This window comes from Massilia jejuensis (assembly GCF_042656795.1).
GTDB lineage: Bacteria > Pseudomonadota > Gammaproteobacteria > Burkholderiales > Burkholderiaceae_D > Telluria > Telluria jejuensis.
Genome location: NZ_JBHSMS010000057.1, coordinates 64,861 through 85,668 on the forward strand (window position 1 = coordinate 64,861; position 20,808 = coordinate 85,668).

The following is a 20,808-nucleotide window of genomic DNA, read 5'->3' on the forward strand; positions in this document are numbered from 1 at the left end:
GCGCGCAGGCGGGAAAGCGGCGGCGCGCCGGGGCACGCCGGGGCTGGAAAATGATCGGAAAGGTGCAGCTCATCGGGCTGGCGAGTATGCACGCTGCACCGCGATTATGCAACGCGGGCCGGCGCCGGCGCCGGCGCCGGCGCCGGCACGAAAGGCTGCCCGCGCCGGGGTCTTCATTCAGGCGGATCGGCTTACTTCTTCGGATACTTGATCGTCATTTCCTTGAGCAGGCTGTCGGCCCCGTCGACTTCCTTCATCACCCACAGCATGTAGCGGATATCGACGTGGATCGCGCGCGTGATGGCCGTGTCGAAATACCAGTCCTTGGTGATCGACTCGTAGGTGGAATCGAAGTTCAGGCCCACCAGTTCGCCGCGCTTGTTCATCACGGCCGAACCGGAGTTGCCGCCGGTGGTGTCGGCGCTCGAGAGGAAGTTGACCGGCACCGTGCCCAGCACCGGGTCCTTGAACACGCCGTAGCGCTTCTCGCGCACCGCCCGCGTCAGCGCCGCCGGCACCAGGAACGGATCCTTGTCGGTGGCCTTCTCGACGATGCCTTCGACCGTGGTGAACGGACCCTTGACCAGGCCGTCGCGCGGCGCGTACGGGGCCACGGTGCCGAAGGTCACGCGCAGCGTCGAATTGGCGTCCGGATAGACCGGCTTGCCCTGCGATTTCTTGTACGCGATGACGGCCGACATGTACTGCGGGATGGTGCGGTCGAGATTGCCGTCGACTTCCTTGCGCCGCTCGTCCAGGCCGGTGGCCACGTCGTTCAGGCGCACGGCGAGCTTGATGAACGGATCGGACGAGGTACGGAAGGCCTCGACGTCCCTGCTCATCCAGGCCAGGCGCTTGCCGGTGTCGGCCAGTTCGGTCGTGGCGTAGAGCGCATCGAGCTTGGCCGCGTCCGGCAGCAGCGCGTCCAGCCCTTGCGGGCGCAGCTTCGGGTCGATCTTCGCGTAGCGGTTCAGGGCCGCGGCATAGCGCGCCCGGTCGACGCCCGGGACGAACGACTGCTCAAGGCGCGTCAGGCGCGCCTTGATGAAGGAGAGGTCGCGTTCCTGGTAGCCCGCTTCGCGCTGGGCGTCCGGCTTCTGGCGTTCCTGCGCCAGGCGGTACAAGGTGCGCGCGCTCTTGAGGAGATCGCTGTGCGAGGCCTCGGCATAGGCGCCCTCTTCGCGCGAGAGCGCCATGTCGGCGGCGATCACGGCGTCGAGCTCGGCCAGGAGCGTGGGGCCGCTGCCGTTCCTGGCGTACCAGGCGCGGAACTCGGCGTCCTGCACGTCCCGGATGGCGGCGACGTCCTTGCGCGCGAAGCCGTCGAGCAGGCCCTGGGTCTTCTTGAGCACGTTGTTGAGGCTCTTGGCGACGCTGGCATAGCGCACGTCCCAGGCCGGATTGCCTTTGGTGGCATCGGCGATCACGGCCAGGTCGGCGCTGATGGTGGCGGCCTTGGCCGGGAAGTCGGTATCGCGCGCGAAGCGGATCTCCGAGGGCAGCTTGTAGCGGCTGGTGCGGCCCGGATAGCCGGCCAGCAGGATCGGGTCGCCGTTCTTCAGGCCTTCGGCCGAGACCACCAGGAAGTCCTTCGACTTGTACGGCACGTTGTTCGGCGACGGCTCGGCCGGGCGGCCGTCCGGGCCGACGTAGGCGCGCAGGAAGGCGTAGTCGCCGGTCTGGCGCGGCCACTCGTAATTGTCGATGTCGCCGCCGAAGTTGCCGATCTTGTCCGACGGCGCGTACACCAGGCGCACGTCGCGGATCATCAACTGCTTGATGCGGTAGTACTCGAGGCCGCGGTGGAAGGCCGGCACCGCGCAACGCGAGGTCTTGTCGCTCTCGCACTCGGCGATCAGGGCCTTGATGCGCGCGGAGATCGCCTCGTTGCGCTGGCGGCCGGTCAGCGACGCGCTCAAGCCCTCGAGCACGCGGCCGGTCACGTTCTCGACCTTCTCGGTCACGTAGACCAGCGTGTTCGGGCCGCCCGGCAGTTCCTCGGCGCGGGTCTTGGCCAGGAAGCCGTCGACGATGTAGTTCTTCTCCGGGGTCGCGTTGCGCTGGATGGCGCCGTAGGCGCAGTGGTGGTTGGTGACCACCAGGCCGGCGGGCGACACGAACGAGGCCGAGCAGCCGCCCAGCGAGACGATCGCGCTCATCGGATGCTTCGACAGGTCGGCCAGCTTCTCGGCCGGCATCGTGATGCCGATGCGCTTGAGTTCGGATTTCAGCTGCGGCAGCTGGTGCGGCTGCCACTGGCCCTCGTCGGCGGCGGCCTGGAAGGCCGCGCCCAGCAGGATGACTGGAACGACTGCGGGAAGAACGATCGATTTGAACAAGACAGACCCCGGATGAGAAGATTCAAGCCGGGAGTATAGCCCGGTTGCCCCATGGCCGAAAACGGTTTTTTGGCGTCGATACGGGTGTCATGCGTGGCGCCGGCCGGGCTGCGACATCCGCTTTTTCAAGGCTCGCACCACCTCGGCGGGCTTATCGCTAGAATGGCTGTTTTGCCGCGCTCGAAAGCGACCATGCGACGTATTGCTTCTTCCTTCTCCACGCTGATGCGCCGCCTCGCGCTCGACGCCTTCACGACCGGCCTGATGGTGATGGTGCTGCTGGCCAGCCTGCTGCCGGCCAGCGGCCAGGCCGCCGTCGTGCTGGGCAAGGTCACCACCGTCGCCATCGGCCTGCTGTTCTTCCTGCACGGCGCCAAGCTCTCGCGCGAAGCGCTGGTGGCCGGCCTGACCCACTGGCGCCTGCACCTGCTGGTACTGGCCTGCACCTTCGTCATGTTCCCGCTGCTGGGCCTGGCCATCGAACCGCTGGCGCTGATGCTGCTCACGCCCGAACTGACGATGGGCATCCTGTTCCTGTGCGTGCTGCCCTCGACCGTACAGTCCTCGATCGCGTTCACGGCGATGGCGCGCGGGAACGTGGCCGCGGCCGTGTGCAGTGCGACCGCCTCGAACTTCCTCGGGATCTTCCTCACGCCGGTGCTGGTCGGCGCCATGGTCGTGCAGGGAACGCAGGCGGCCGGCGGCTCGGGCCTGGCGCAGATATGGAAGATCGTCGAGCAGCTGCTGCTGCCCTTCCTCGCCGGCCAGCTGCTGCGCCCCTGGATCGGCGCCTTCATCGACCGCCACAAGCCGGTGCTGCGCTATGTCGACCAGGGCTCGATCCTGCTGGTGGTCTACATGGCGTTCAGCGAATCGGTCAACGAAGGGCTGTGGCAGCACATTTCGGGAACCGCCCTGCTGGTGCTGATCGGAATATCGTGCCTGATGCTGGCGATCGCGCTGGGCCTGGCCGCCTGGACCAGCCGCCGCCTCGGTTTTTCGAAGGAAGACGAAATCACGATCGTGTTCTGCGGCTCGAAAAAGAGCCTGGCGAGCGGCGTGCCGATGGCGAAGGTCTTGTTCGCCCCTTCGGCACTGGGAATGATCATCCTGCCGCTGATGCTGTTCCACCAGATCCAGCTGATGGTGTGCGCGGTGCTGGCGCAGCGCTGGGCGCGGCGGGCGGCGGCGCAGCAGGCGGGCGCGCAGGCGGCGGCGAACCTGTCGCGCTAGCCGCCCGGCCTCATGGCAAGGCGCACAGGCAGTGCGTGATGGCCGCGAACGGCTTCTTGCCGTCGGCCAGTTCGCTCAGCCAGCCCAGGTCTTTCGCCACGCCGGCGACGGCGCCGCTCGGGAGCGCATCGGGCAGCATGCCCAGTTTCAGCTGGATGTCGAGGGCCTGGGTGGCCGAGACGCCGAGCATCGACAGGAAGCGCTCGAGGCTCGAACCCGGACGCTCGACATAGGCGACGCGGAAATCGTCCTTCAAGCTGGCGCGCCTGGCAGCCGAGCGCAGCGCGTCGCCGTAGCTGCCCAGGCGGTCGACCAGGCCGTGTTCCCTGGCCTGGGCGCCGGTCCAGACCCGGCCCTGCCCGACCGCGTCGATCTTCGCCGGCGTGGTCTTGCGCGCCAGGGCGGCCTTGGTGGTGAACTCGCGGTAGACGTTGTCGATGCTGGCTTGCACGAGCTTGCCGAAGCGCGGATCGAGCGGGCGCAGCGGATTGTAGGCGTCGGCCAGCCAGGTGGTGGTGACGCCGGCGGTGCGCACGCCCAGCTTGTCGGCCACGCGGTCGGCCGTCGGCAGGATCGCGAATACGCCGATCGAGCCGGTGATCGTGGCCGGGTCGGCGATCACTTCGTCGGCCGCCATCGATATCCAGTAGCCGCCCGAGGCGGCCACGTTGCCCATCGAGACCACGACCGGCTTGCCGGCCGCGCGCGTCAGCTCCAGCTCGCGCCGGATCAGTTCCGAGCCGTAGGCGCTGCCGCCGGGCGAATCGACGCGCAGCACCACCGCCTTGATGTCGTCGTCCTCGCGCGCGCGGCGGATCATGCTGGCCGTGGAAGCGCCGCCGATCACGCCGGGGCCGCCCTGGCCGTCGGTGATTTCGCCGGAGGCGACGATCACGCCGACCGCGTCGCCGAAGGCCTTTTGCGGATGACGCGCGAGGTAGTCGCCGAAGGACACCTGGCGAAAGGTCTTGATCGATTCTTCATAGGCGCCGCGCTTGATCATCATGGCGCGCACTTCGTCGCGCGTCTTGATGCCGTCGACCAGCTTCTGGCGCAGCGCCACCTGGGCCGCGTTGCCGCCGGCCGCTTCCATCAGTTGCGGCAGCTGGTCGATGCCGCGCGCGATCGCCCCGGCGGCCAGCTTGCGGTTCTTCTCGACGGTGGCCGTGTAGCCCTGCCACAGCGCGCCGTACAGGACGGTATCGGCTTCGGTGGACGCCGGCGACGGGCCGTTGCTGATGAAAGGCTCGGCGGCACTCTTGTAGGTCCCCACTTTGAGCAGGTTGACGGTGATGCCGACCTTGTCGAGCGCGTCGCGGTAGTAATTGCGGTGGCCGCCGAAGCCTTCGATCAGCACCATGCCCATCGGGTGCACATGGACTTCGCTGGCGTGCGAGGCGAGCAGGTAGCGCTTCTGGTCGAAGTTGCCGCCCCAGGCGACGACCGGCTTGCCAGCCGCCTTGACGCGGTCGATCGCGGCCCCGACCTCGTGCAGCATGGCCAGGCCGCCGACGTCGAGTTCGTCGAGCATGAGCAGCACGCTGCCGATGTTCTTGTCCCTGGCGGCGGCGTCCAGCACCACCAGCAGGTCGCGCAGTTCGATCATGCGGCGCGTTTCGCCGCCGACGTTCGACAGCAGCGTGTCGCGCAGCCCGCCGGTATGTTCCTCGACCAGCTGGCCGCGCAGGTCGAGCACGAGCGCGGTCTTGGCCGCCAGCGGCTTGGCGCCGCCGGCGAACAGCGTCCACAGCAAGGCGATCGCGACGATCAGGAACAGGGTGTTGAGCACGATGCGGCGCGTCAGGTCCAAACCGCGCCAGAACATGCCGAAACCGCGGCGTAGGGAAGTCAAAGGCTTGAAGGACATCGGAACTCCACTGGAAAGGGAAAAGTCAGGCACGCATGCTCGAAGGCGCAAGGATTTTTTCTGCCGTCTCTTTATGCGAAATCGCAAACAGCCCGGCAAATACGAGTATGCCATTGACTATCAACAGTTCAAGCCCCAGCCGGTAACTGCCGAGCAAGTATTGCTGATAGAACTCAAGGAGCGCGCAAAGAATCGGCGCGCCGATCGTCACCCATGGCACCAGGCGATCGGTCAGGGTGCGCCGCGTCAGCATGCCGAAGGCGAACAGGCCCAGCAAGGGGCCATAGGTATAGGCGGCCAGTTTCAGGATCAGCACGATCATGCTCGGCTCGTCGATCCACTTGAAACCGAGCACCAGCACCAGGAACAGCAGCGCGAAGCCCAGGTGGACGCGGCGGCGCAGGCCTTCCTTGCCCGCTTCGTCGAGATCGGTGCGGCGCTGGATGCCGAGCAGGTCGATGCAGAAGGTCGAGGTGAGCGCCGTGATCGCCCCGTCGGCGCTCGGGAACAGCGCCGACACCAGCGCGATCAGGAAGATGATCTGCACCGCGGCCGGCAGGTGGCCCATGACCACGGCCGGGAAGATCCTGTCGCCGGTATCGGTCACGCCGGCCAGCGGCGCGTACAGGTACAGCAGGCCGCCCAGGAACAGGAAGGACGACAGCACCACCACCAGCACCGCCGTCAGGGTCAGCAAGTTCTTTTGCGAGTCGGCCAGGGTTTTCACGGAAATGGTCTTTTGCATCATCTCCTGGTCCATGCCCGTCATCGTCAGCACGATGAAGATACCGGCAATGCACTGCTTCCAGAAGAAATTGGGACTGTCGACGTCCCAGGTGAAGATGCGCGCCAGCCCGTTCGACTGCATCGCGTCCAGGCTCTCGATGACCGACATGTCGAGGGCGTTGAGCAGGAACCAGACGCAGGCGAACAGGCCGAACAGCATGCAGCTCGTTTGCAGCGTATCGGTCCAGACGATGGTCTTGACGCCGCCCTGGTAGGTGTACATCAGGATCATGGCCAGGATGACGAGCGTCGTGGCCCAGAACGGGATGCCGAGGCGGTCGAGGATGATGGCTTGCAGAATGTTGACGACGAGATAAAGCCGCGCCGTCGAGCCGAGCAGGCGCGAGACGATGAAGAAGCCCGCCCCGCTCTGGTAGGCGCGCCGGCCGAGGCGCACGTCGAGGTAGTGGTAGATCGAGGTCAGTTGCAGGCGGTAGTACAGCGGCAGCAGGATGTAGGCCACGGCGATGTAGCCGAAGACATAGCCGACCAGGATCTGGCCGTACCCGAAGCCATCCTTGCCGACCGCGCCGGGCACGCTGATGAAGGTCGCGCCCGAGAGCGTGGTGCCGACCATGCCGAAGGCGACCAGCATCCAGTTGCTGCTCTTGTTACCGATGAAGAAGCTGTCGTTGTCGGCATTGCGGGAAGTGGCCCAGGCCACGGCGAGCAGCAGCGCGAAATAGGCGATCAGGATGCAGAAGAGAAGAACCGGGGACATGTGTTTCCGTGGGTGTTGGTGTTTCGCCCAGCAATATACACCCAGTCGTCGCGGGGGACCACCGGCGCCCAACCCCGGTGCCGACCGCGCGATGCGAGGCCGGGAACGCGCCGCGCAAGGCCTAGGCTTCTTCCCCCTCCACCCTTTCGAACGGCCCGATGCATGCCTCCATCGTCTCGTCGCTGCACATCAGGAACAAGGCCCCCGACGGATGAAAGCGCAGGAAATTGGTGGCCTGGGTGCCGACCTTCATGATCTCGCCCGAGCAATCCTTCTTGCCGTTGTCCTTCACGATGCGGTCCTCGAGCTTGTAGAAGCCTTTTTCGCTGGGCTTGTCGGGAATGCGGTATTCGCTTTCGGAGATTTCGTCCTTGCTCGTCACCAGGGTGGTGCCGTCGCCGCGGAAGCGGTAGGTTTCGACGCAGCGCAGTTCGGGCAGCGCCAGGCGCCAGATGCCGAGGATCGGGTGGTTCGGCGCGGGCGCGGGCGGGGCGGCATGGGCCAGGGGGGCGGCGGCGACGAGGCAGATCAGCAATCGGGCAAGCACACGCATGACAGCTCCTTTCACCACGGTTGAGTGATCAATCGTTAGACCGCCGCACGGGCCGGTGGTTGCCCGGCCCGTCGGCGCCGGCCCCCACGGGCCGCTGGCCTACGACCGCACCGTCCCGCCAGGGGCCGGTTCGCTGCGAACTGCACCGGCCCTGGCGGCCGGCTTCATGCGTGCTACGACCGCTCAGGAATTGCCGGGTGCCGCTTTCGGCTTGGCCGGCCGGCGGCTGCGCGCCGCCGGCTTGCGCGCCGGGCGCGCCGTCGCCGCGCGGTTCGGCGCCGAACGCTTGGCGCCGTCCTCGCTCGGGGCGACGTTGCCGTTCACGTCGTCCGGCAAGACATCCTCGTCCTCTTCATCGCTCTCGGCGGCGAGCGCCGCGACCGGGGCCGCGATCTCGGCGACCGGCGCCAGCGGCGCCGGCACTGCATCCACCTGCGCCGGCTCGGCCGCGGCCTCCACCGGCGCGCCCTTCCTGGCCGCCGCCTTGCGCGGCGCGCGGCGGCGTTCCTTCTTGGCCGCCGGCGCCGCTTCCTCGACCTCGGGAACCGGTTCGGCCGCGCCGGCCGCTTCCTGCGCCGCCGCGATCGGCTCCGGCCAGGCTTCGGCGACGTCGGCCGGTGTCGGTTCCTCGGCCAGCACGGCCTGCGCGGCCTCGTCCGGCGTCACCGCCACGAACGGGGTCTCGGCGCGCGCGCTCTTGCGGCCGCGCCCGCCGCGGGTGCGGCCCTTGCCCTTGGTGTCGTCCTTCGCTTCGCCTGGCGCGGCCGCTTCCTCGGCCGGGACGCCCTCGGGCACCGGTTCGGCCACGGCCACGCCCTCGCCCTGCTGGGCCGCGCCCGCGCCGCTGCTGCGGAAAACATAGGTGCCGGATTTTTCGTCGCGGCCAAATTCGAACATGCCGCGCAACTGCGCTTCCTCGAGCAGGTTGCCGAAGGTGCGGAAGCCGTAGTAGACCTCGGAGAATTCCGGACGGCGGCGCTTCAAGGTGTCCTTCAGCAGCGAGGCCCAGATCTTGCCGGTATCGCCGCGTTCGGCCACCAGGGCGTCGAAGGTCTCGGCGACCATGTCGAGGGCCTGGGTCTTGCGCGCCTCGAGTTCTTCCTTGCGCCGGTCGTCGCTCGGGCGCTTGTTGTTTTGCGGGGCGGCCTTGCGCGCATCGCGTTTCGCGGCCACGCGGCTCACTTCGCGCACCAGGTCGTCGTAGAAGATGAATTCGTCGCAGTTCGCCACCAGCAGGTCCGAGGTCGACTGCTTGACGCCCACGCCGATCACCTGCTTGGCGTTCTCGCGCAACTTCGAGACCAGGGGGGAAAAGTCGGAGTCGCCGCTGATGATGACGAAGGTGTTCACATGCGACTTGGTGTAGCACAGGTCGAGGGCGTCGACGACCAGGCGGATGTCCGCCGAATTCTTGCCCGACTGGCGCACGTGCGGGATTTCGATCAGCTCGAAGTTCGCTTCGTGCATCGTCGACTTGAAGCCCTTGTAGCGGTCCCAGTCGCAATAGGCTTTCTTGACGACGATGCTACCCTTGAGCAGCAGGCGTTCGAGCACGGGCTTGATGTCGAATTTTTCGTAGTTCGCGTCACGCACGCCCAGTGCGACGTTCTCGAAGTCGCAGAACACCGCCATGCTGATGTTATCGGAGGAAGAAGCCATGAGTTTTTATTTTCTAGTAAGAGAGACAGACACCCCGCGGATTATACGCACAAGATCGGTTTGCTCCGCGCCTGGCGCGGGATCGACGGCGCGCATGCTATGTATGCTGTTGAAATAGTGTCCAGCGCCAAAAATATTCTCGGTGTGTCATGTGCATACAAGTCTTAACGGTATACACTTGCCTCCGCAAAACCACTTTATTCCTGTAATGCAATCACTCTTGCAACTCCGGATTGCGATCATCGAGACGACCTGCATGAAGCCTCCAGACCACATCGACGCTCATTTGCCGAGCCGGCGCCGCCCGTCCTCCTGCCGGCCGTCCCGCGCCGGCATGGCCGCCTAGCCTTCCATTGCCCTGACCCGCGGACGCTCAAGAAGATGACTTCCCGCGCCCTCGACGGCGTCGCCCGGCCGACGCTGCGCCTGCGCCTGCACGCCGCGCTGCGCGCTACCGCGCCGCTGCTGCTGCCCATGGCCGCCCTGCTGGCCGCGATCGTCGCGGGCCACGACGGCGTGCGCGTCTGGCAGATGCTGGTGCTGGCGCTGCCGATCTGGTTCTGGCTGTGGTGGCCCTGCGCCTGCCACCGGCGGCGCATGACCCAGGCCCTGGCCTGCCTCGCGCTCGGCATCTGCTTCGTGATCGACGGCGCGGTGCGCGGCTTCCTGCTGGCCGCCTATGAGACGCTGCCCAACAGTTCGATGGTGCTCGGCGCCGTGGCCAATACCACCGACGACGAGTCGCGCGAATTCGTCAGCATGTACTGGCGCGACCTGCTCGGCTGGACCGGCTTCGCCCTGCTGTGCGTGGCGCTCCTGGCCTGGGGCCTGTACCGCTGGTGGCGCTGCCCGCCCAGGCTGCCGGAACCGCGCGGCTGGACCATCGTGTTCGCCGCGCTGGTGCTGGCGCTGATCGTCGGCGCTTTCGTGAGCAATCCGTGGCGGCGCCACCATCCGGTCCTGTTCTGGCCGCACTGGGTACAGGACGTGGGACAGCTGCGCCAGCAATGGGCCAGCCTCGGCCAGCAGCGCAGCGAGCTGCTGGCCGGCGCGGCGAAGCTCGGGCCGACCCTGTCGAAAACGGGACCCGACACGCTGGTGCTGGTGATCAGCGAGAGCATGAACCGCAGTAACCTGTCCAGCTACGGCTATCCGCGCGCCACCTCGCCCGCCCTGTTCGAGCGCGAGCGCGTGCTCGGCGGGCAGCTGCAGGTGTTCCGCCATGCCTGGTCGGTGGATTCGTCGACGGTGCCGGCGCTGCGCAACCTGTTCTACTTCGGGGCTCCGGAGGCGGCGTCGCGCGTGCACCTGCTGGCGCTGGCGCGCGCGGCCGGCTACCGCACTTTCTGGATCAGCAACCACAACGACCTGGCGATCGAGCAGGAGCACGCGCGCCTGGCCGACGACGTCCAGATCCTCAACAACATGCCGGGCCGCGCCTCGCGCGCGCTCGACGGCCAGGTGCTGCCCGCGCTGCGCGCCGCCCTGTCGGCCCAGGCGCCGCGCAAGCTGATCGTCGTGCACATGCTGGGCCTGCATCCCCACTACCGGATGCGCCATCCGGACGGCATGACACCGTACGCGCATGCGGCCGACCGCGTCGACGCGCGCCTGCGCAGCGAAGGGCGTCCGGCCTGGCTGCGCGAGCTGCGCAACGAATACGACTCGGCCGTGCGCTACCACGACAGCACGGTGGCGGCCACGCTCGACCTGTCGCGCCGGGCCGGCGGCAGGCAGGCCTGGGTCTTCCTGTCGGACCACGGCCAGGAAGTGGGCCACACCGCCAACCGCGCCGGCCACAGCGCCACCACCCCCGACGGCTACCGCATCCCGCTGATGCTCTGGACTTCCTTCGACAGCCCGGCGCCGGGCGCGGCGCTGGCCACGCCGGTGCGCGGCGACTGGTTCGGCCACAGCCTGGCGCACCTGCTCGGCATCGAATGGGCCGGCGCCAGGCCGCGCCAGGACGTGCTCGACCGCCGCTACCGCTGGCAGGCGCCGAAGCTGCCCTTGAAGATCGACTTCGGGACCTGACGGTTTCGCCCTCACCTGCGCGAATCCCGGCAAACGGGCTGGGAGAGCAATCAGGTCGACCGTCAGAGACGGGCGAGGGTCGCCGCATCCGGCCGCCCCTCGAAGAACTGGTCGAGGCAGGTCTGGAAGACGGCTTCGTCGGGCGCGACGTCGTTAAACAGCGTCATCGAGGAATGGAACTTGCGATCGTCGGGGTCGTCGAGAATGTCGCCGATGTCCATGTCGCGGTGGGTCGCGACCAGGCGCGCGCATTCGCGCAGGCGCGAGCCGAGCACGGGGTGCGCGAGGTAGGCGGCGGCTTCGTCGGCCGAGGCGATCGCATACTTGCGCGCCATTTCGCTCTGGCCCAGTCCCGCGATCTGCGGAAACACGAACCACATCCAGTGGCCGCGTTTTTTACCCGTGCGCAATTCGGCCAGGACGTCGGAGTACACGGAATCCTGGGCGCTGACGAAGCGGTCGAGGTCGAAATCATTGTCCATGGCGGTCTCCCAAGAATATTCATCCTACCTCGTTCCCCTGTTTTGCTAAAGTGGCGCCACGATGACACCCGCACACCTGCTCCTGCTGCTGACCCGCGAGATGCCATATGGAAAATACAAAGGCCGCACGATCGCCGACCTGCCCGGCCACTACCTCGGCTGGTTCGCGCGCGAGGGCTTCCCGCGCGGCGAACTGGGCGAACTGCTCTCCCTGATGTACGAACTCGACCATAACGACTTGCGCGGCTTGCTCGATCCGCTGCGGCGGGCGCGCTAGCGGCTTTCCGTTGCTAGATAGCAACGGATGACGGGCTGCGCTGCCTGTCCTGCCTTTGTAACGGTCCCGAATGCGGACTGGCAAGTGCCGCTTGGCTATAATCGCCTTACTCCTTTCGCCTTCCACATTGCATGCAAGCAGATCCGGTCATCGCCCCCAGCGTTCTCGTCGTCGAGGACGACGAACATATTTCGCAAGTGCTGCGCTTCATGCTGGAACGCCAGGGCTACCAGGTCGTGCACATGGCCGACGGCCGCGCGGCCTCGCACCACATCGCCAGCGCGCAGCCGCCGGCGCTGGTCCTGCTCGACGTGATGCTGCCGTATGTCGACGGCTTCGAGATCGTCGGGCTGATCCGCGCCCAGCCGGCCTGGCGCGACGTGCCGGTGCTGATGCTCACCGCGAAGAACACCGAGCGCGACACCGTGCGCGCGCTCGACGCCGGCGCCAGCGACTTCGTCATCAAGCCGTTCCAGCCGCAAGAACTGCTGGCGCGCGTGCGCCGCTTCCTGCGGCCTGCCGCCTAGCGGCGCACCGCCCGCGCCCGCGCCAGGACCGGCTTCGTGACTTCGCTTACCCATCCCGACATCTTCATCGCCGCCGCGCTCTGGACCGGTTTCGTCGCGCTGGTCCTGACGCTGCTGCTGGGACTGCAGATCATCGGCATGCGCATGATGCTGCGCCAGCGCCAGCGCAGCGATGCGCGCGCCCTGGCGCGCTGGCGCCCGCTGCTCAACGCCGCCATCGCCGGCGAGGCGCCGGCCAGCCTGCCGCCCCTGCGTAGCGGCGAGCGCCTGCCTTTCCTGCGCCTGTGGGCGCACCTGCAGGGGTCGCTGCGCGGCGAAGCCAACGAAGCGCTCAACGACGTCGCGCGCCGCCTCGGCATCGACGCCCATGCACGCGCCCTGCTGGTGCGCGGCAACCGCCCGGCGCGCCTGCTCGCGGCCCTGGTGCTGGGCCACCTGCACGACCGCGAGGCCTGGCCCGATCTCCTGCGCCTGGCCGGGCAGCCCGACAATACCGTCTCGCTGACGGCTCTCTGGGCGCTGGTGCGGGTCGATCCGCGCGCCGCCGCCGACTACATGGTGCCGCTGTTTATCGCGCGCGAGGACTGGGCGCTGTCGCTGGCGGCCGGCATCCTGCAGCAGGCGACCGAACCGGCGGCGGCCGCGCTGGTGCGCCTGCTGCCCCAACTCGGCGTCGACCGGCTGCCGCGCGCGCTGCGCATCGCCGAGGCCTTGCACCTGACGCTGCCGGCGGGCGTGCTCGGCGCCGCCTTGCAAAGCACGTCGATGCCGGTCGTGATCGCCGGCCTGCGCGGCGTGCGCACGCCCGAAACGCTGCCCGAGGTGCGCGCGCTGCTGGCCCACGACGACTGGCAGGTGCGGGTGCAGGCGGCGCGCGCGCTCGGCCGCGTCGGAGAACGCGGCGACGCCGAGCGCCTGCTGGCCCTGCTCGGCGACCGCGAATGGTGGGTGCGCTACCGCGCCGCCGAAGCCCTGCTCGAACTGCCGGCGCTCGCGCGCGCCGACCTCGAGTCGCTGCGCGCTTCGCTCACCGACCGTTTTGCCGCCGACATGCTGTCGCAGGCGATGGCTGAAAATGCGGCAGCATGAAACGCGCTCACGAATATGATTTTTACATGAATTACGTGCATGAACACCGCTAACTTCGTCGTCGCCTTCATCACCTGGTTCGTGCTCTGCTTCTTCGTGGCGCTCAACGGCGGCTACCTGCTGCTGAACCTGTTCTCGCTGCGCGCCCTGCACAGGCGCGGGCAAGAGCAGTTCCTGGGCGACCTGCCGCGCGCCTACTCCGGCCTGGAGCCGCCGGTCAGCATCCTGGTGCCCGCCTACAACGAGGAAGCGACGATCGCCGCCTCGATCCGCTCGATGCTGCAACTGACGTATTCCGAATTCGAGATCGTCGTCATCAACGACGGCTCGAAGGACAACACGCTCGAGGTGCTGAAACGCGAATTCGCGCTGCTGCCCTTCCCCGAAGCCTACCGCCGCACGATCCCGACCAGGGAGGTGCGCCAGATCTACCGCTCGACGCGCTACCCGAACGTGCGCGTCATCGACAAGGTCAATGGCGGCAAGGCCGACTCCCTCAACGCCGGCATCAACGCTTCGCGCTATCCGCTGTTTTGCGGCGTCGACGCCGACTCGATCCTGCAGCGCGACAGCCTGGCGAAGGTCACCGAGCCTTTCCTGCGCGATCCGACCATGGTCGCCACCGGCGGCACCGTGCGCGTGGCCAACGGCTGCGAGGTCAGCGGCGGCTTCCTGACCAAGGTCGGCCTGCCGAAGAGTCCCCTGGCGCTGTTCCAGGTCGTCGAATACCTGCGCGCCTTCCTGTTCGGACGGCTCGGCTGGTCGGCCCTGAACGGCATGCTGATCATCTCCGGGGCCTTCGGCATCTTCCGCAAGGAGGCCGTGGTGCTGGCCGGCGGCTACCGTCCCGACACCATCGGCGAAGACATGGAACTGGTCGTGCGCATGCACCGCACGCTGCGCGCAAAGGGCCAGCCCTACCGCATCGAATTCGTGCCCGACCCGGTCTGCTGGACCGAGGCGCCGGAAGACCTGGCCACGCTGAAGAACCAGCGCGTACGCTGGCAGCGCGGCCTGGCCGAAAGCCTGAGCGCCAACTGGGGCCTGATGTTCTCGCGTAACGGCGGCGTGCCGGGCTGGATCGCCTTTCCGTTCATGCTGTTCTTCGAGTGGCTCGGACCGGTCATCGAACTGGGCGGCTATATCTTCATGGTGTTCGCCTTCCTCACCGGCGCGATCTCCTGGGAAGCCTTCGGCGCCTTCCTGTTCGTCGCGCTCGGGCTGGGCATCCTGCTGTCGGCTTCGGGCCTGCTGCTGGAAGAGATGTCCTTCCACCTCTACCCGCGCGGCAAGCAGCTGATGCTGCTGGGGCTGGTCGTCATTCTCGAGAACTTCGGCTACCGCCAACTGAACACCTGGTGGCGCCTGGTGGGACTGTGGCGCTGGTTGCGGCAAAAGGAATCGACCTGGGGCACGATGAAGCGCAAGGGCATCGGCGACGAAGCGCCCCTGGTACCCGCGGCAGCGCCGCCGGTGGCGCCGCCGCATCCCGCCGAGGCGCCGCCGCGCTCGTCATGAAGCGGCTGCTGCTGGCCGGCCTGCTCGTGAGTTCTGCCTACGCCCGTGCCGGCAGCCTGCACCTGTGCCCCGATGGGCAGGCGGCGGAGGGCGGCCCGCGCGCCGGCCTGGCCGGCGGCGCCGTCCTGGTGGCGCATGCGCTGCCGCGCCTGCCCGGCTGCCAGGCGAGCGCCCTCGGCGTCGACGCCGCGTCCGTGGAAAGCCTGTACCCGCTGCCCGCGCACGAGCTGCCCGCGCATACCATCCTGCTCCACGGCGCCCTCGGCAAGACGCCTTTCCAGGCGACCGGCCATGAATTGCCCCAGGGCTCGCCGCCCGGCGCGCCCGCGCCCCGGCGCCTGGCGCCCTTGCGCAGCAACCTGCTGCTCGAAGCCCGCGTGCGCCCCTTCGGCCTCGAGGAACGGGTACGCGTCAGCCATGCCGGCGGCAAGCTGACGCTCGCCTGCGGCGCGGGCGAGCGCCCGGCCGGGTTAGTGATCGACGGCCCCTGGCAGCTGCCGCTGGCCGATCTGCGCCTGTCGGCGGGCTACCGCGCCGACGCCGCCTTCGCGCTGCGGGCGGCCGATGCCGCCGCGGCGGCGCGCGACACCGCGCACCCGGTCGGCGAGCTGGCCGCCCACGCACGCCAGGCGGCGCTGGCCTTGCCGGCCGCGCTGGACCGGGCGCTCTGGCGCCAGTTCGTCATCGTCTGCCCGGCGCATGCCGCCACGCTCGCGCTCGATCATCTGGCGCTCGAACCCGTGGCGGCAAGGACGCCGCCGCGCGCGACCTGGATCTGGGAAGCGGCCGCCTGGCGCGACGACGCCGCGGCCTTGCTGGCCTGGGCGAAGCGCGAAGCGGTGCGGGAACTGTTCATCGTCGTGCCGCTCGCGGGCGCGCGCGTGCGCGAGCCCGCGAAACTGGCCGCCTTCGTGCGCCGCGCGCGGCGCGCCGGCCTTGCCGTCACGGCGGTCGAAGGCGATCCGCACATGGTCCTGCCCTCGCAGCGGGGCGCCACCGTCGAGCGCGCCCGCGCCTACGCGGCCTACAACCGCGCCGCCGCGCCCGCCGAACGGCTGCGCGCGATGCAGTTCGACGTCGAACCCTATCTGCTCGACGACGCCGTGCTCGCCCCGGACGCGCGCGAGCGCGAATACCTGGCCATGGCGCGCGCGCTGCACGGCGCGGCGGCCGGCATGCCGCTCGACTTCGTGGTGCCGTTCTGGTGGGGGGACAAGCGCGCGCTGCTCGACGGCCTGGCGGCGGCGTCCAGCGGCCTGGCCGTGATGGATTACCGCACCGATCCGGACCAGATCGTCGGCTTCGCCATGCCCTTCCTCGACTGGGGAACCCGGCACGGCAAGCGCGTGCGGATCGCGCTGGAAGCGGGCCCGGTCGCGCCCGAACTGCAGCGCCGCTACGTGAAGGCCGAGGCCGGCGAAGCCGGCACCCTGCTGCTGGCGCAGGCCGGCGCCGTCCAGGCGCTGGTGCTGCTGCGCCGGCCGGTGAAGCAAGCCGCCGGCACCCTGTACCGCCTGGCCGGCGAGCGTACGCTCGACGGCGGGGCGACGAGCTTTCATGGCAAGCGCGACGCGCTGCGCGCCCTGCTGCCGGCGCTGGAACGGGATTTCTCGGCGTGGTCCAGCTTTAACGGCATCGCGCTGCACGGCTGGCGCCGGTGACCGGCCCCGGATCCGGAGCGCGGCAACGATGACGCCGGGCCGCGGTGCCGGCCCTGCATGCGACTTTTCTCTCCTGGCGCTGTCAAACACTGGCACTGCCCGCATGACCTGCGCCAGGTTCGCGTCGTACAGGCCCGCCTGGCGGGAACCATGGCCGCGCCAGGCGTCTAATCGAGTTCAGTGATCCACCCAAAGAGGACAACCATGTTTCCGTCCATGATACGCAGCGACTTGTTTTCGCAAATCGACAGGCTGCAGCGGGAAATGCAGCACCTGTTCGGCATGGAGCCCGATATCCGGGGGCTCGTACGCGGTGCGTTTCCGACAATGAACATCGGCAGCACGCCACAGTCCATCGAAGTGTATGCCTTCATCCCCGGCGTCGACCCGGACACGATCGACGTCAACCTCGAGCGCGGCGTGCTGACCGTGGCAGGCGAACGCAAGTCCGAACTGGCCGAGGCGGCGCAGCAGTACACCCTGCATGTCAACGAGCGCTTCGCCGGGCGCTTCCGCAAGGTGATCAGCCTGCCCGACGACACCGACCCGGACACCGTCTCGGCCCGCTGCCGGGATGGCGTACTGCATATCAGCGTCAGGCGGCGTCAGGAAATGCAGCCCCGCCGCATCAGCGTCCATTAACTCAGGAGAGCACCATGGCTGACGAAAACAATCCGGCCGCGCCGACCGGCCAGGACACGCAAGCGAATGCGGGCGCGGCGCCGGACGGCGGCGTCGCCGCTTCGGGCAATGCCGTTCCCGGCGGCGGCAAGCTGCCCTCCACCGCCGCCAGCCAGGGCGGCGCCGGCCAGGAGGAACCGGCACTGCTGCCGCCGGTCGATGTCATCGAAGACGCCGGCGGCATTACCTTGTATGCGGACTTGCCCGGTGTCTCCCGGGACAGCCTGACGCTGCAGCTCGAGCGCGACCGGCTTACCGTCGAGGGCCGCCTCGCGCTCGACATCCCGCCGGAGATGCAATCGCATTTCGCCGAGGTCAGGCTGGAGCGCTATCGCAGGGTCTTTGCCTTGTCCAAGGAGCTCGACGGCGAGCAGACCAGTGCCGAGCTCAAGAATGGGGTGTTGAAGCTGCGCATTCCCAAGGCGCAGCACGCGCAGCCGAGGAAAATCGCGATCACCGTCGCATAGCACGGTCCGGGCGCTTGCCGGACCGCCCGCGGTCCGGCAGATCGTGCACGGCAGGCGACTTCCCTCCCCGGCCGACGGGCCTGCTATCCTGCAGGCTTTGTCACCGCACATCCATGCCATGTCGATCCATTTCTACGAACCCCGCCACGGCCACGGGCTTCCCCACGATCCGTTCAACGCGATTGTCGGACCGCGTCCGATCGGCTGGATATCGTCGCTGAGCCAGGCCGAGGTCCCGAACCTGGCGCCTTACAGCTTCTTCAACGCCTTCAACTACGTCCCGCCCATCGTCGGCTTCGCCAGCATCGGCGAAAAAGACACCTTGCGCAACGTCCGGGCAAGCGGGGAATTCGTCTGGAACCTGGCGACCGGGGCGCTGGCCGAAGCGATGAACATCACCTGCGCGGCCGTCGCGCCCGAGATCGATGAATTCGCGCTGGCCGGACTCACGCGCGCGCCTTCGCGCCTGGTGCGCGCGCCGCGCGTGGCCGAGAGTCCGGTCGCGTTCGAATGCCGGGTTACCCAGATCGTGCAGCTGCAGCGCGCCGACGGCCAAGCCGTGCCGACCTGGCTGGTCCTGGGCGAAGTGGTGGGCGTGCACATCGCGCAGGCCTCGCTCAAGGACGGCATCTACGATACCGCCGCCGCCGGCCATATCCTGCGCGCCGGCGGGCCGGCCGATTACTTTTCGGTCGGTCCGGAGCAGCTGTTCCGGATGTTCCGGCCGCGCCCGGCGTCCACTCCCGATTGAAGCGCCGCTGCGCCGCTCAGGCGGCCACCGGCATGGCCTGGCGCAGGCTTGCCAGTTCGTCTTCGCCCAGGGTCTCCTTTTCCATCAGCCGCTTGGCGGCCGTTTCCAGGAGCTGGCGCCATCTGGTGAGCAGTTCCACCGCGCGCGCGAACGCCTGGTCGACGATCTCGCGCACCGCGCAGTCGATCTCGCGCGCCGTCATTTCCGAATAGGCGCGCGGACGGCGTTCGGCCTGGGGCATGCCGAAGGCGGACTGGTGCTCCTCCTCGTAGACCAGATGGCCCAGCTTCTTGTCCATGCCGTAGCGGGTGACCATGCTGCGCGCGATATCGGTCACCTTCGCCAGGTCGTCGGCCGCGCCGGTGGACAGGTGGCCGAACACGAGATGCTCGGCCGCGCGTCCGCCCAGCAGCACCGCCATCTTGTTCTCCAGCTCCTCGCGCGTCATCAGGAAACGGTCCTCGGTGGGCCGTTGCAGGGTGTAGCCGAGTGCGCCGACCCCGCGCGGGATGATCGATACCTTGTGCACCGGATCGCTGCCGGGCAAGGACATGGCGACGAGCGCGTGGCCCATCTCGTGGTAGGCGACGATCTTGCGCTCCTGCGGGTTGAGCAGCCGGTTTTTCTTTTCCAGGCCGGCGACGATGCGTTCGATGGCGCCGGTGAAGTCCTCCATGCCGACCGCTTCCTGCTTGCGTCGCGTCGCCAGCAGCGCCGCCTCGTTGACGAGGTTGGCGAGGTCGGCGCCGGAAAAGCCGGGCGTGAGCGCGGCGATCTTCTCGGGGTCCACCTCGGGCGCCGTCCTGATCTTGCGCATGTGCACGTTCAGGATTTGCACGCGCCCCGCCTTGTCCGGACGGTCGACCAGGATCTGGCGGTCGAAGCGCCCGGCGCGCAGCAAGGCCGGGTCGAGGATCTCCGGACGGTTGGTTGCCGCCAGCAGCACCAGGCCCGACGTGGGGTCGAAGCCGTCCATCTCCACCAGCAGCTGGTTGAGCGTCTGTTCCTTCTCATCATGCCCGCCCAGGTAGGCGCCGCGCGCGCGGCCCAGCGCATCGAGCTCGTCGATGAAGATGATCGCAGGCGCCTTCTGCCGCGCCTGTTCGAACAGGTCGCGCACGCGGGCAGCGCCGACGCCGACGAACATTTCGACGAATTCCGAGCCGCTGATCGAAAAGAAGGGCACGCCCGCCTCGCCGGCCACGGCGCGCGCCAGCAGGGTCTTGCCGGTGCCGGGCGGCCCGACCAGCAGGACGCCCTTGGGCGTGCGCGCGCCGAGGCGGCCGTAGACCTTGGGCTCCTTGAGGAAATTGACGACTTCCTTCAGCTCTTCCTTCGACTCGTCGACACCGGCCACGTCGTCGAAGCTGACTTTGACATCGGTTTCGACATAGACCTTGGCCTTGCTCTTTCCGATCGACATGAAGCCGGCGCCGAGGCCGTTCTTGTCGGCAAAGCGGCGCATCAGGAACATCCAGATGGCGAAGAAGATGACCGCGGGAAGAATCCAGCCGAGCAGGGTTTGGAAGAAGGTGTTCTGCACGACGCCGGTAAAGCGCACGTCGTACTGGGCCAGATCGCGCGCCAGGTCCGTCTCGACCCGCGTGGTGACGAAACGCGTACTGCCGTCCTGCAGCGGCTTGCGCAGCTTGCCGCGGATGTAATGCGAGTCGACGGCAATTTCGTCGACGTTGCCTTCTTTCAGTTCCGCGATGAACTGACTGTACGGCAAGGGCTGGACCTCCCGCATGAGCACCCAGGCATCGCGCAGCAGCAAGACGCCGAGCAACGCGAAGGCCACATACCAGAGACTGAATTTGGTCTGTTTTTCCATTATGTTCGCTCCAGGCAAAAGTCGCGGGATAGAGGCAAACGGCGACCGCGCTGGCGATAGGTTACTGCAAATGGACAGACTTCAGCCGGGCAAAAAAAAATGGCGCTGTCACCGCTACGTGTAGAAATTGAACTGCTGGGCTCTAGCGAGGTCGAACTGCTATTCGACCATCGAGCGGAGTCTGGCATGCAGGCAAGACGCTTCACACTATGGCTAAGGCAATTGACTACATTGACGAGGCGCCAGCGTGCGCACCTCGTGCATGCGCTGCGGCCCTCGCTCGGGCTGGACCGGGTTTGCGAGGCGATCGACGGCGCAGCTTGCCTGCC

At 67.9% G+C, this 20,808-nt stretch carries 17 protein-coding genes; 10 read left to right on the forward strand and 7 right to left on the reverse strand.

From position 1 onward, the window contains the following. Nucleotides 1-191: 191 nt before the first annotated feature. Nucleotides 192-2,339, reverse strand: coding sequence for a S46 family peptidase (locus tag ACFPOU_RS17490; RefSeq protein WP_379724049.1), 2,148 nt, complete (start codon nt 2,337-2,339; stop codon nt 192-194). Nucleotides 2,340-2,531: 192 nt separating this feature from the next. Between ACFPOU_RS17490 and ACFPOU_RS17495 the strand changes: the two genes are divergently transcribed. After that, entirely contained in the window at nt 2,532-3,572 is a 1,041-nt protein-coding gene (locus ACFPOU_RS17495) for a bile acid:sodium symporter family protein (RefSeq protein WP_379724052.1), read from the forward strand. A gap of 10 nt (nt 3,573-3,582) precedes the next feature. Here the strand turns inward: ACFPOU_RS17495 and sppA are convergent, their stop codons facing one another. The 4 genes from sppA to ACFPOU_RS17515 form a co-directional block, all read right to left on the reverse strand. Continuing rightward, nucleotides 3,583-5,439, reverse strand: coding sequence for a signal peptide peptidase SppA (sppA, locus tag ACFPOU_RS17500; RefSeq protein ID WP_379724055.1), 1,857 nt, complete (start codon nt 5,437-5,439; stop codon nt 3,583-3,585). Nucleotides 5,440-5,464: 25 nt separating this feature from the next. After that, nucleotides 5,465-6,946, reverse strand: coding sequence for a sodium:solute symporter (locus ACFPOU_RS17505; RefSeq protein WP_379724058.1), 1,482 nt, complete (start codon nt 6,944-6,946; stop codon nt 5,465-5,467). A 121-nt stretch (nt 6,947-7,067) separates the two neighbouring features. Next, nucleotides 7,068-7,499 carry a hypothetical protein gene (locus ACFPOU_RS17510; protein WP_379724061.1) on the reverse strand — a complete coding sequence of 144 codons (432 nt, stop codon included), beginning with the start codon at nt 7,497-7,499 and terminating at the stop codon, nt 7,068-7,070. A 183-nt stretch (nt 7,500-7,682) separates the two neighbouring features. Further along, complete coding sequence (locus ACFPOU_RS17515; RefSeq protein ID WP_379724064.1) at nt 7,683-9,158, reverse strand: NYN domain-containing protein; 1,476 nt, start codon at nt 9,156-9,158, stop codon at nt 7,683-7,685. Nucleotides 9,159-9,539: 381 nt separating this feature from the next. On the opposite strand from ACFPOU_RS17515, the gene ACFPOU_RS17520 reads away from it, so the two are divergent. Beyond that, the gene (locus tag ACFPOU_RS17520; RefSeq protein ID WP_379724067.1) at nt 9,540-11,192 is read left to right on the forward strand and encodes a phosphoethanolamine transferase; all 1,653 of its coding nucleotides are present in this window, start codon (nt 9,540-9,542) and stop codon (nt 11,190-11,192) included. Between the two features lie 62 nt (nt 11,193-11,254). Here ACFPOU_RS17520 and ACFPOU_RS17525 read toward each other — a convergent pair whose 3' ends face one another. Beyond that, nucleotides 11,255-11,674, reverse strand: a complete 420-nt coding sequence (locus tag ACFPOU_RS17525) for a DUF1810 domain-containing protein (protein WP_379724070.1) — start codon at nt 11,672-11,674, stop codon at nt 11,255-11,257. Between the two features lie 61 nt (nt 11,675-11,735). Between ACFPOU_RS17525 and ACFPOU_RS17530 the strand changes: the two genes are divergently transcribed. From ACFPOU_RS17530 to ACFPOU_RS17565, 8 genes are all read left to right on the forward strand, one after another. Beyond that, the gene (locus tag ACFPOU_RS17530; protein WP_379724073.1) at nt 11,736-11,951 is read left to right on the forward strand and encodes a DUF3820 family protein; all 216 of its coding nucleotides are present in this window, start codon (nt 11,736-11,738) and stop codon (nt 11,949-11,951) included. 131 nt (nt 11,952-12,082) lie between these two features. Further along, complete coding sequence (locus ACFPOU_RS17535; protein WP_379724076.1) at nt 12,083-12,478, forward strand: response regulator transcription factor; 396 nt, start codon at nt 12,083-12,085, stop codon at nt 12,476-12,478. 36 nt (nt 12,479-12,514) lie between these two features. Next, nucleotides 12,515-13,567 carry a HEAT repeat domain-containing protein gene (locus ACFPOU_RS17540; RefSeq protein ID WP_379724080.1) on the forward strand — a complete coding sequence of 351 codons (1,053 nt, stop codon included), beginning with the start codon at nt 12,515-12,517 and terminating at the stop codon, nt 13,565-13,567. A gap of 39 nt (nt 13,568-13,606) precedes the next feature. Beyond that, nucleotides 13,607-15,085, forward strand: coding sequence for a glycosyltransferase family 2 protein (locus ACFPOU_RS17545; protein ID WP_379724083.1), 1,479 nt, complete (start codon nt 13,607-13,609; stop codon nt 15,083-15,085). Next, nucleotides 15,082-16,746 carry a hypothetical protein gene (locus ACFPOU_RS17550; protein WP_379724086.1) on the forward strand — a complete coding sequence of 555 codons (1,665 nt, stop codon included), beginning with the start codon at nt 15,082-15,084 and terminating at the stop codon, nt 16,744-16,746. Before ACFPOU_RS17545 ends, ACFPOU_RS17550 begins: the two co-directional genes overlap by 4 nt. A 204-nt stretch (nt 16,747-16,950) precedes the next feature. Continuing rightward, the gene (locus ACFPOU_RS17555; protein WP_379724089.1) at nt 16,951-17,388 is read left to right on the forward strand and encodes an Hsp20/alpha crystallin family protein; all 438 of its coding nucleotides are present in this window, start codon (nt 16,951-16,953) and stop codon (nt 17,386-17,388) included. Nucleotides 17,389-17,402: 14 nt separating this feature from the next. Further along, nucleotides 17,403-17,894 (forward strand): Hsp20 family protein, encoded by a 492-nt coding sequence (locus tag ACFPOU_RS17560; protein ID WP_379724092.1) that lies wholly within the window; start codon nt 17,403-17,405, stop codon nt 17,892-17,894. A 118-nt stretch (nt 17,895-18,012) separates the two neighbouring features. Beyond that, complete coding sequence (locus ACFPOU_RS17565) at nt 18,013-18,645, forward strand: flavin reductase family protein (protein WP_379724095.1); 633 nt, start codon at nt 18,013-18,015, stop codon at nt 18,643-18,645. 16 nt (nt 18,646-18,661) lie between these two features. Here the strand turns inward: ACFPOU_RS17565 and ftsH are convergent, their stop codons facing one another. Beyond that, nucleotides 18,662-20,479, reverse strand: a complete 1,818-nt coding sequence (gene ftsH, locus ACFPOU_RS17570; protein ID WP_379724098.1) for an ATP-dependent zinc metalloprotease FtsH — start codon at nt 20,477-20,479, stop codon at nt 18,662-18,664. Between the last annotated feature and the right edge of the window lie 329 nt (nt 20,480-20,808).

Bases quoted from the DNA above. Each gene is read 5' to 3' on its own strand.
- ACFPOU_RS17495 (WP_379724052.1), top strand. From the start codon at position 2,532: ATGCGACGTATTGCTTCTTCCTTCTCCACGCTGATGCGCCGCCTCGCG.
- sppA (WP_379724055.1), bottom strand. From the start codon at position 5,439: ATGTCCTTCAAGCCTTTGACTTCCCTACGCCGCGGTTTCGGCATGTTC.
- ACFPOU_RS17505 (WP_379724058.1), bottom strand. From the start codon at position 6,946: ATGTCCCCGGTTCTTCTCTTCTGCATCCTGATCGCCTATTTCGCGCTG.
- ACFPOU_RS17510 (WP_379724061.1), bottom strand. From the start codon at position 7,499: ATGCGTGTGCTTGCCCGATTGCTGATCTGCCTCGTCGCCGCCGCCCCC.
- ACFPOU_RS17515 (WP_379724064.1), bottom strand. From the start codon at position 9,158: ATGGCTTCTTCCTCCGATAACATCAGCATGGCGGTGTTCTGCGACTTC.
- ACFPOU_RS17520 (WP_379724067.1), top strand. From the start codon at position 9,540: ATGACTTCCCGCGCCCTCGACGGCGTCGCCCGGCCGACGCTGCGCCTG.
- ACFPOU_RS17525 (WP_379724070.1), bottom strand. From the start codon at position 11,674: ATGGACAATGATTTCGACCTCGACCGCTTCGTCAGCGCCCAGGATTCC.
- ACFPOU_RS17530 (WP_379724073.1), top strand. From the start codon at position 11,736: ATGACACCCGCACACCTGCTCCTGCTGCTGACCCGCGAGATGCCATAT.
- ACFPOU_RS17535 (WP_379724076.1), top strand. From the start codon at position 12,083: ATGCAAGCAGATCCGGTCATCGCCCCCAGCGTTCTCGTCGTCGAGGAC.
- ACFPOU_RS17545 (WP_379724083.1), top strand. From the start codon at position 13,607: ATGAACACCGCTAACTTCGTCGTCGCCTTCATCACCTGGTTCGTGCTC.
- ACFPOU_RS17550 (WP_379724086.1), top strand. From the start codon at position 15,082: ATGAAGCGGCTGCTGCTGGCCGGCCTGCTCGTGAGTTCTGCCTACGCC.
- ACFPOU_RS17555 (WP_379724089.1), top strand. From the start codon at position 16,951: ATGTTTCCGTCCATGATACGCAGCGACTTGTTTTCGCAAATCGACAGG.
- ACFPOU_RS17560 (WP_379724092.1), top strand. From the start codon at position 17,403: ATGGCTGACGAAAACAATCCGGCCGCGCCGACCGGCCAGGACACGCAA.
- ACFPOU_RS17565 (WP_379724095.1), top strand. From the start codon at position 18,013: ATGTCGATCCATTTCTACGAACCCCGCCACGGCCACGGGCTTCCCCAC.
- ftsH (WP_379724098.1), bottom strand. From the start codon at position 20,479: ATGGAAAAACAGACCAAATTCAGTCTCTGGTATGTGGCCTTCGCGTTG.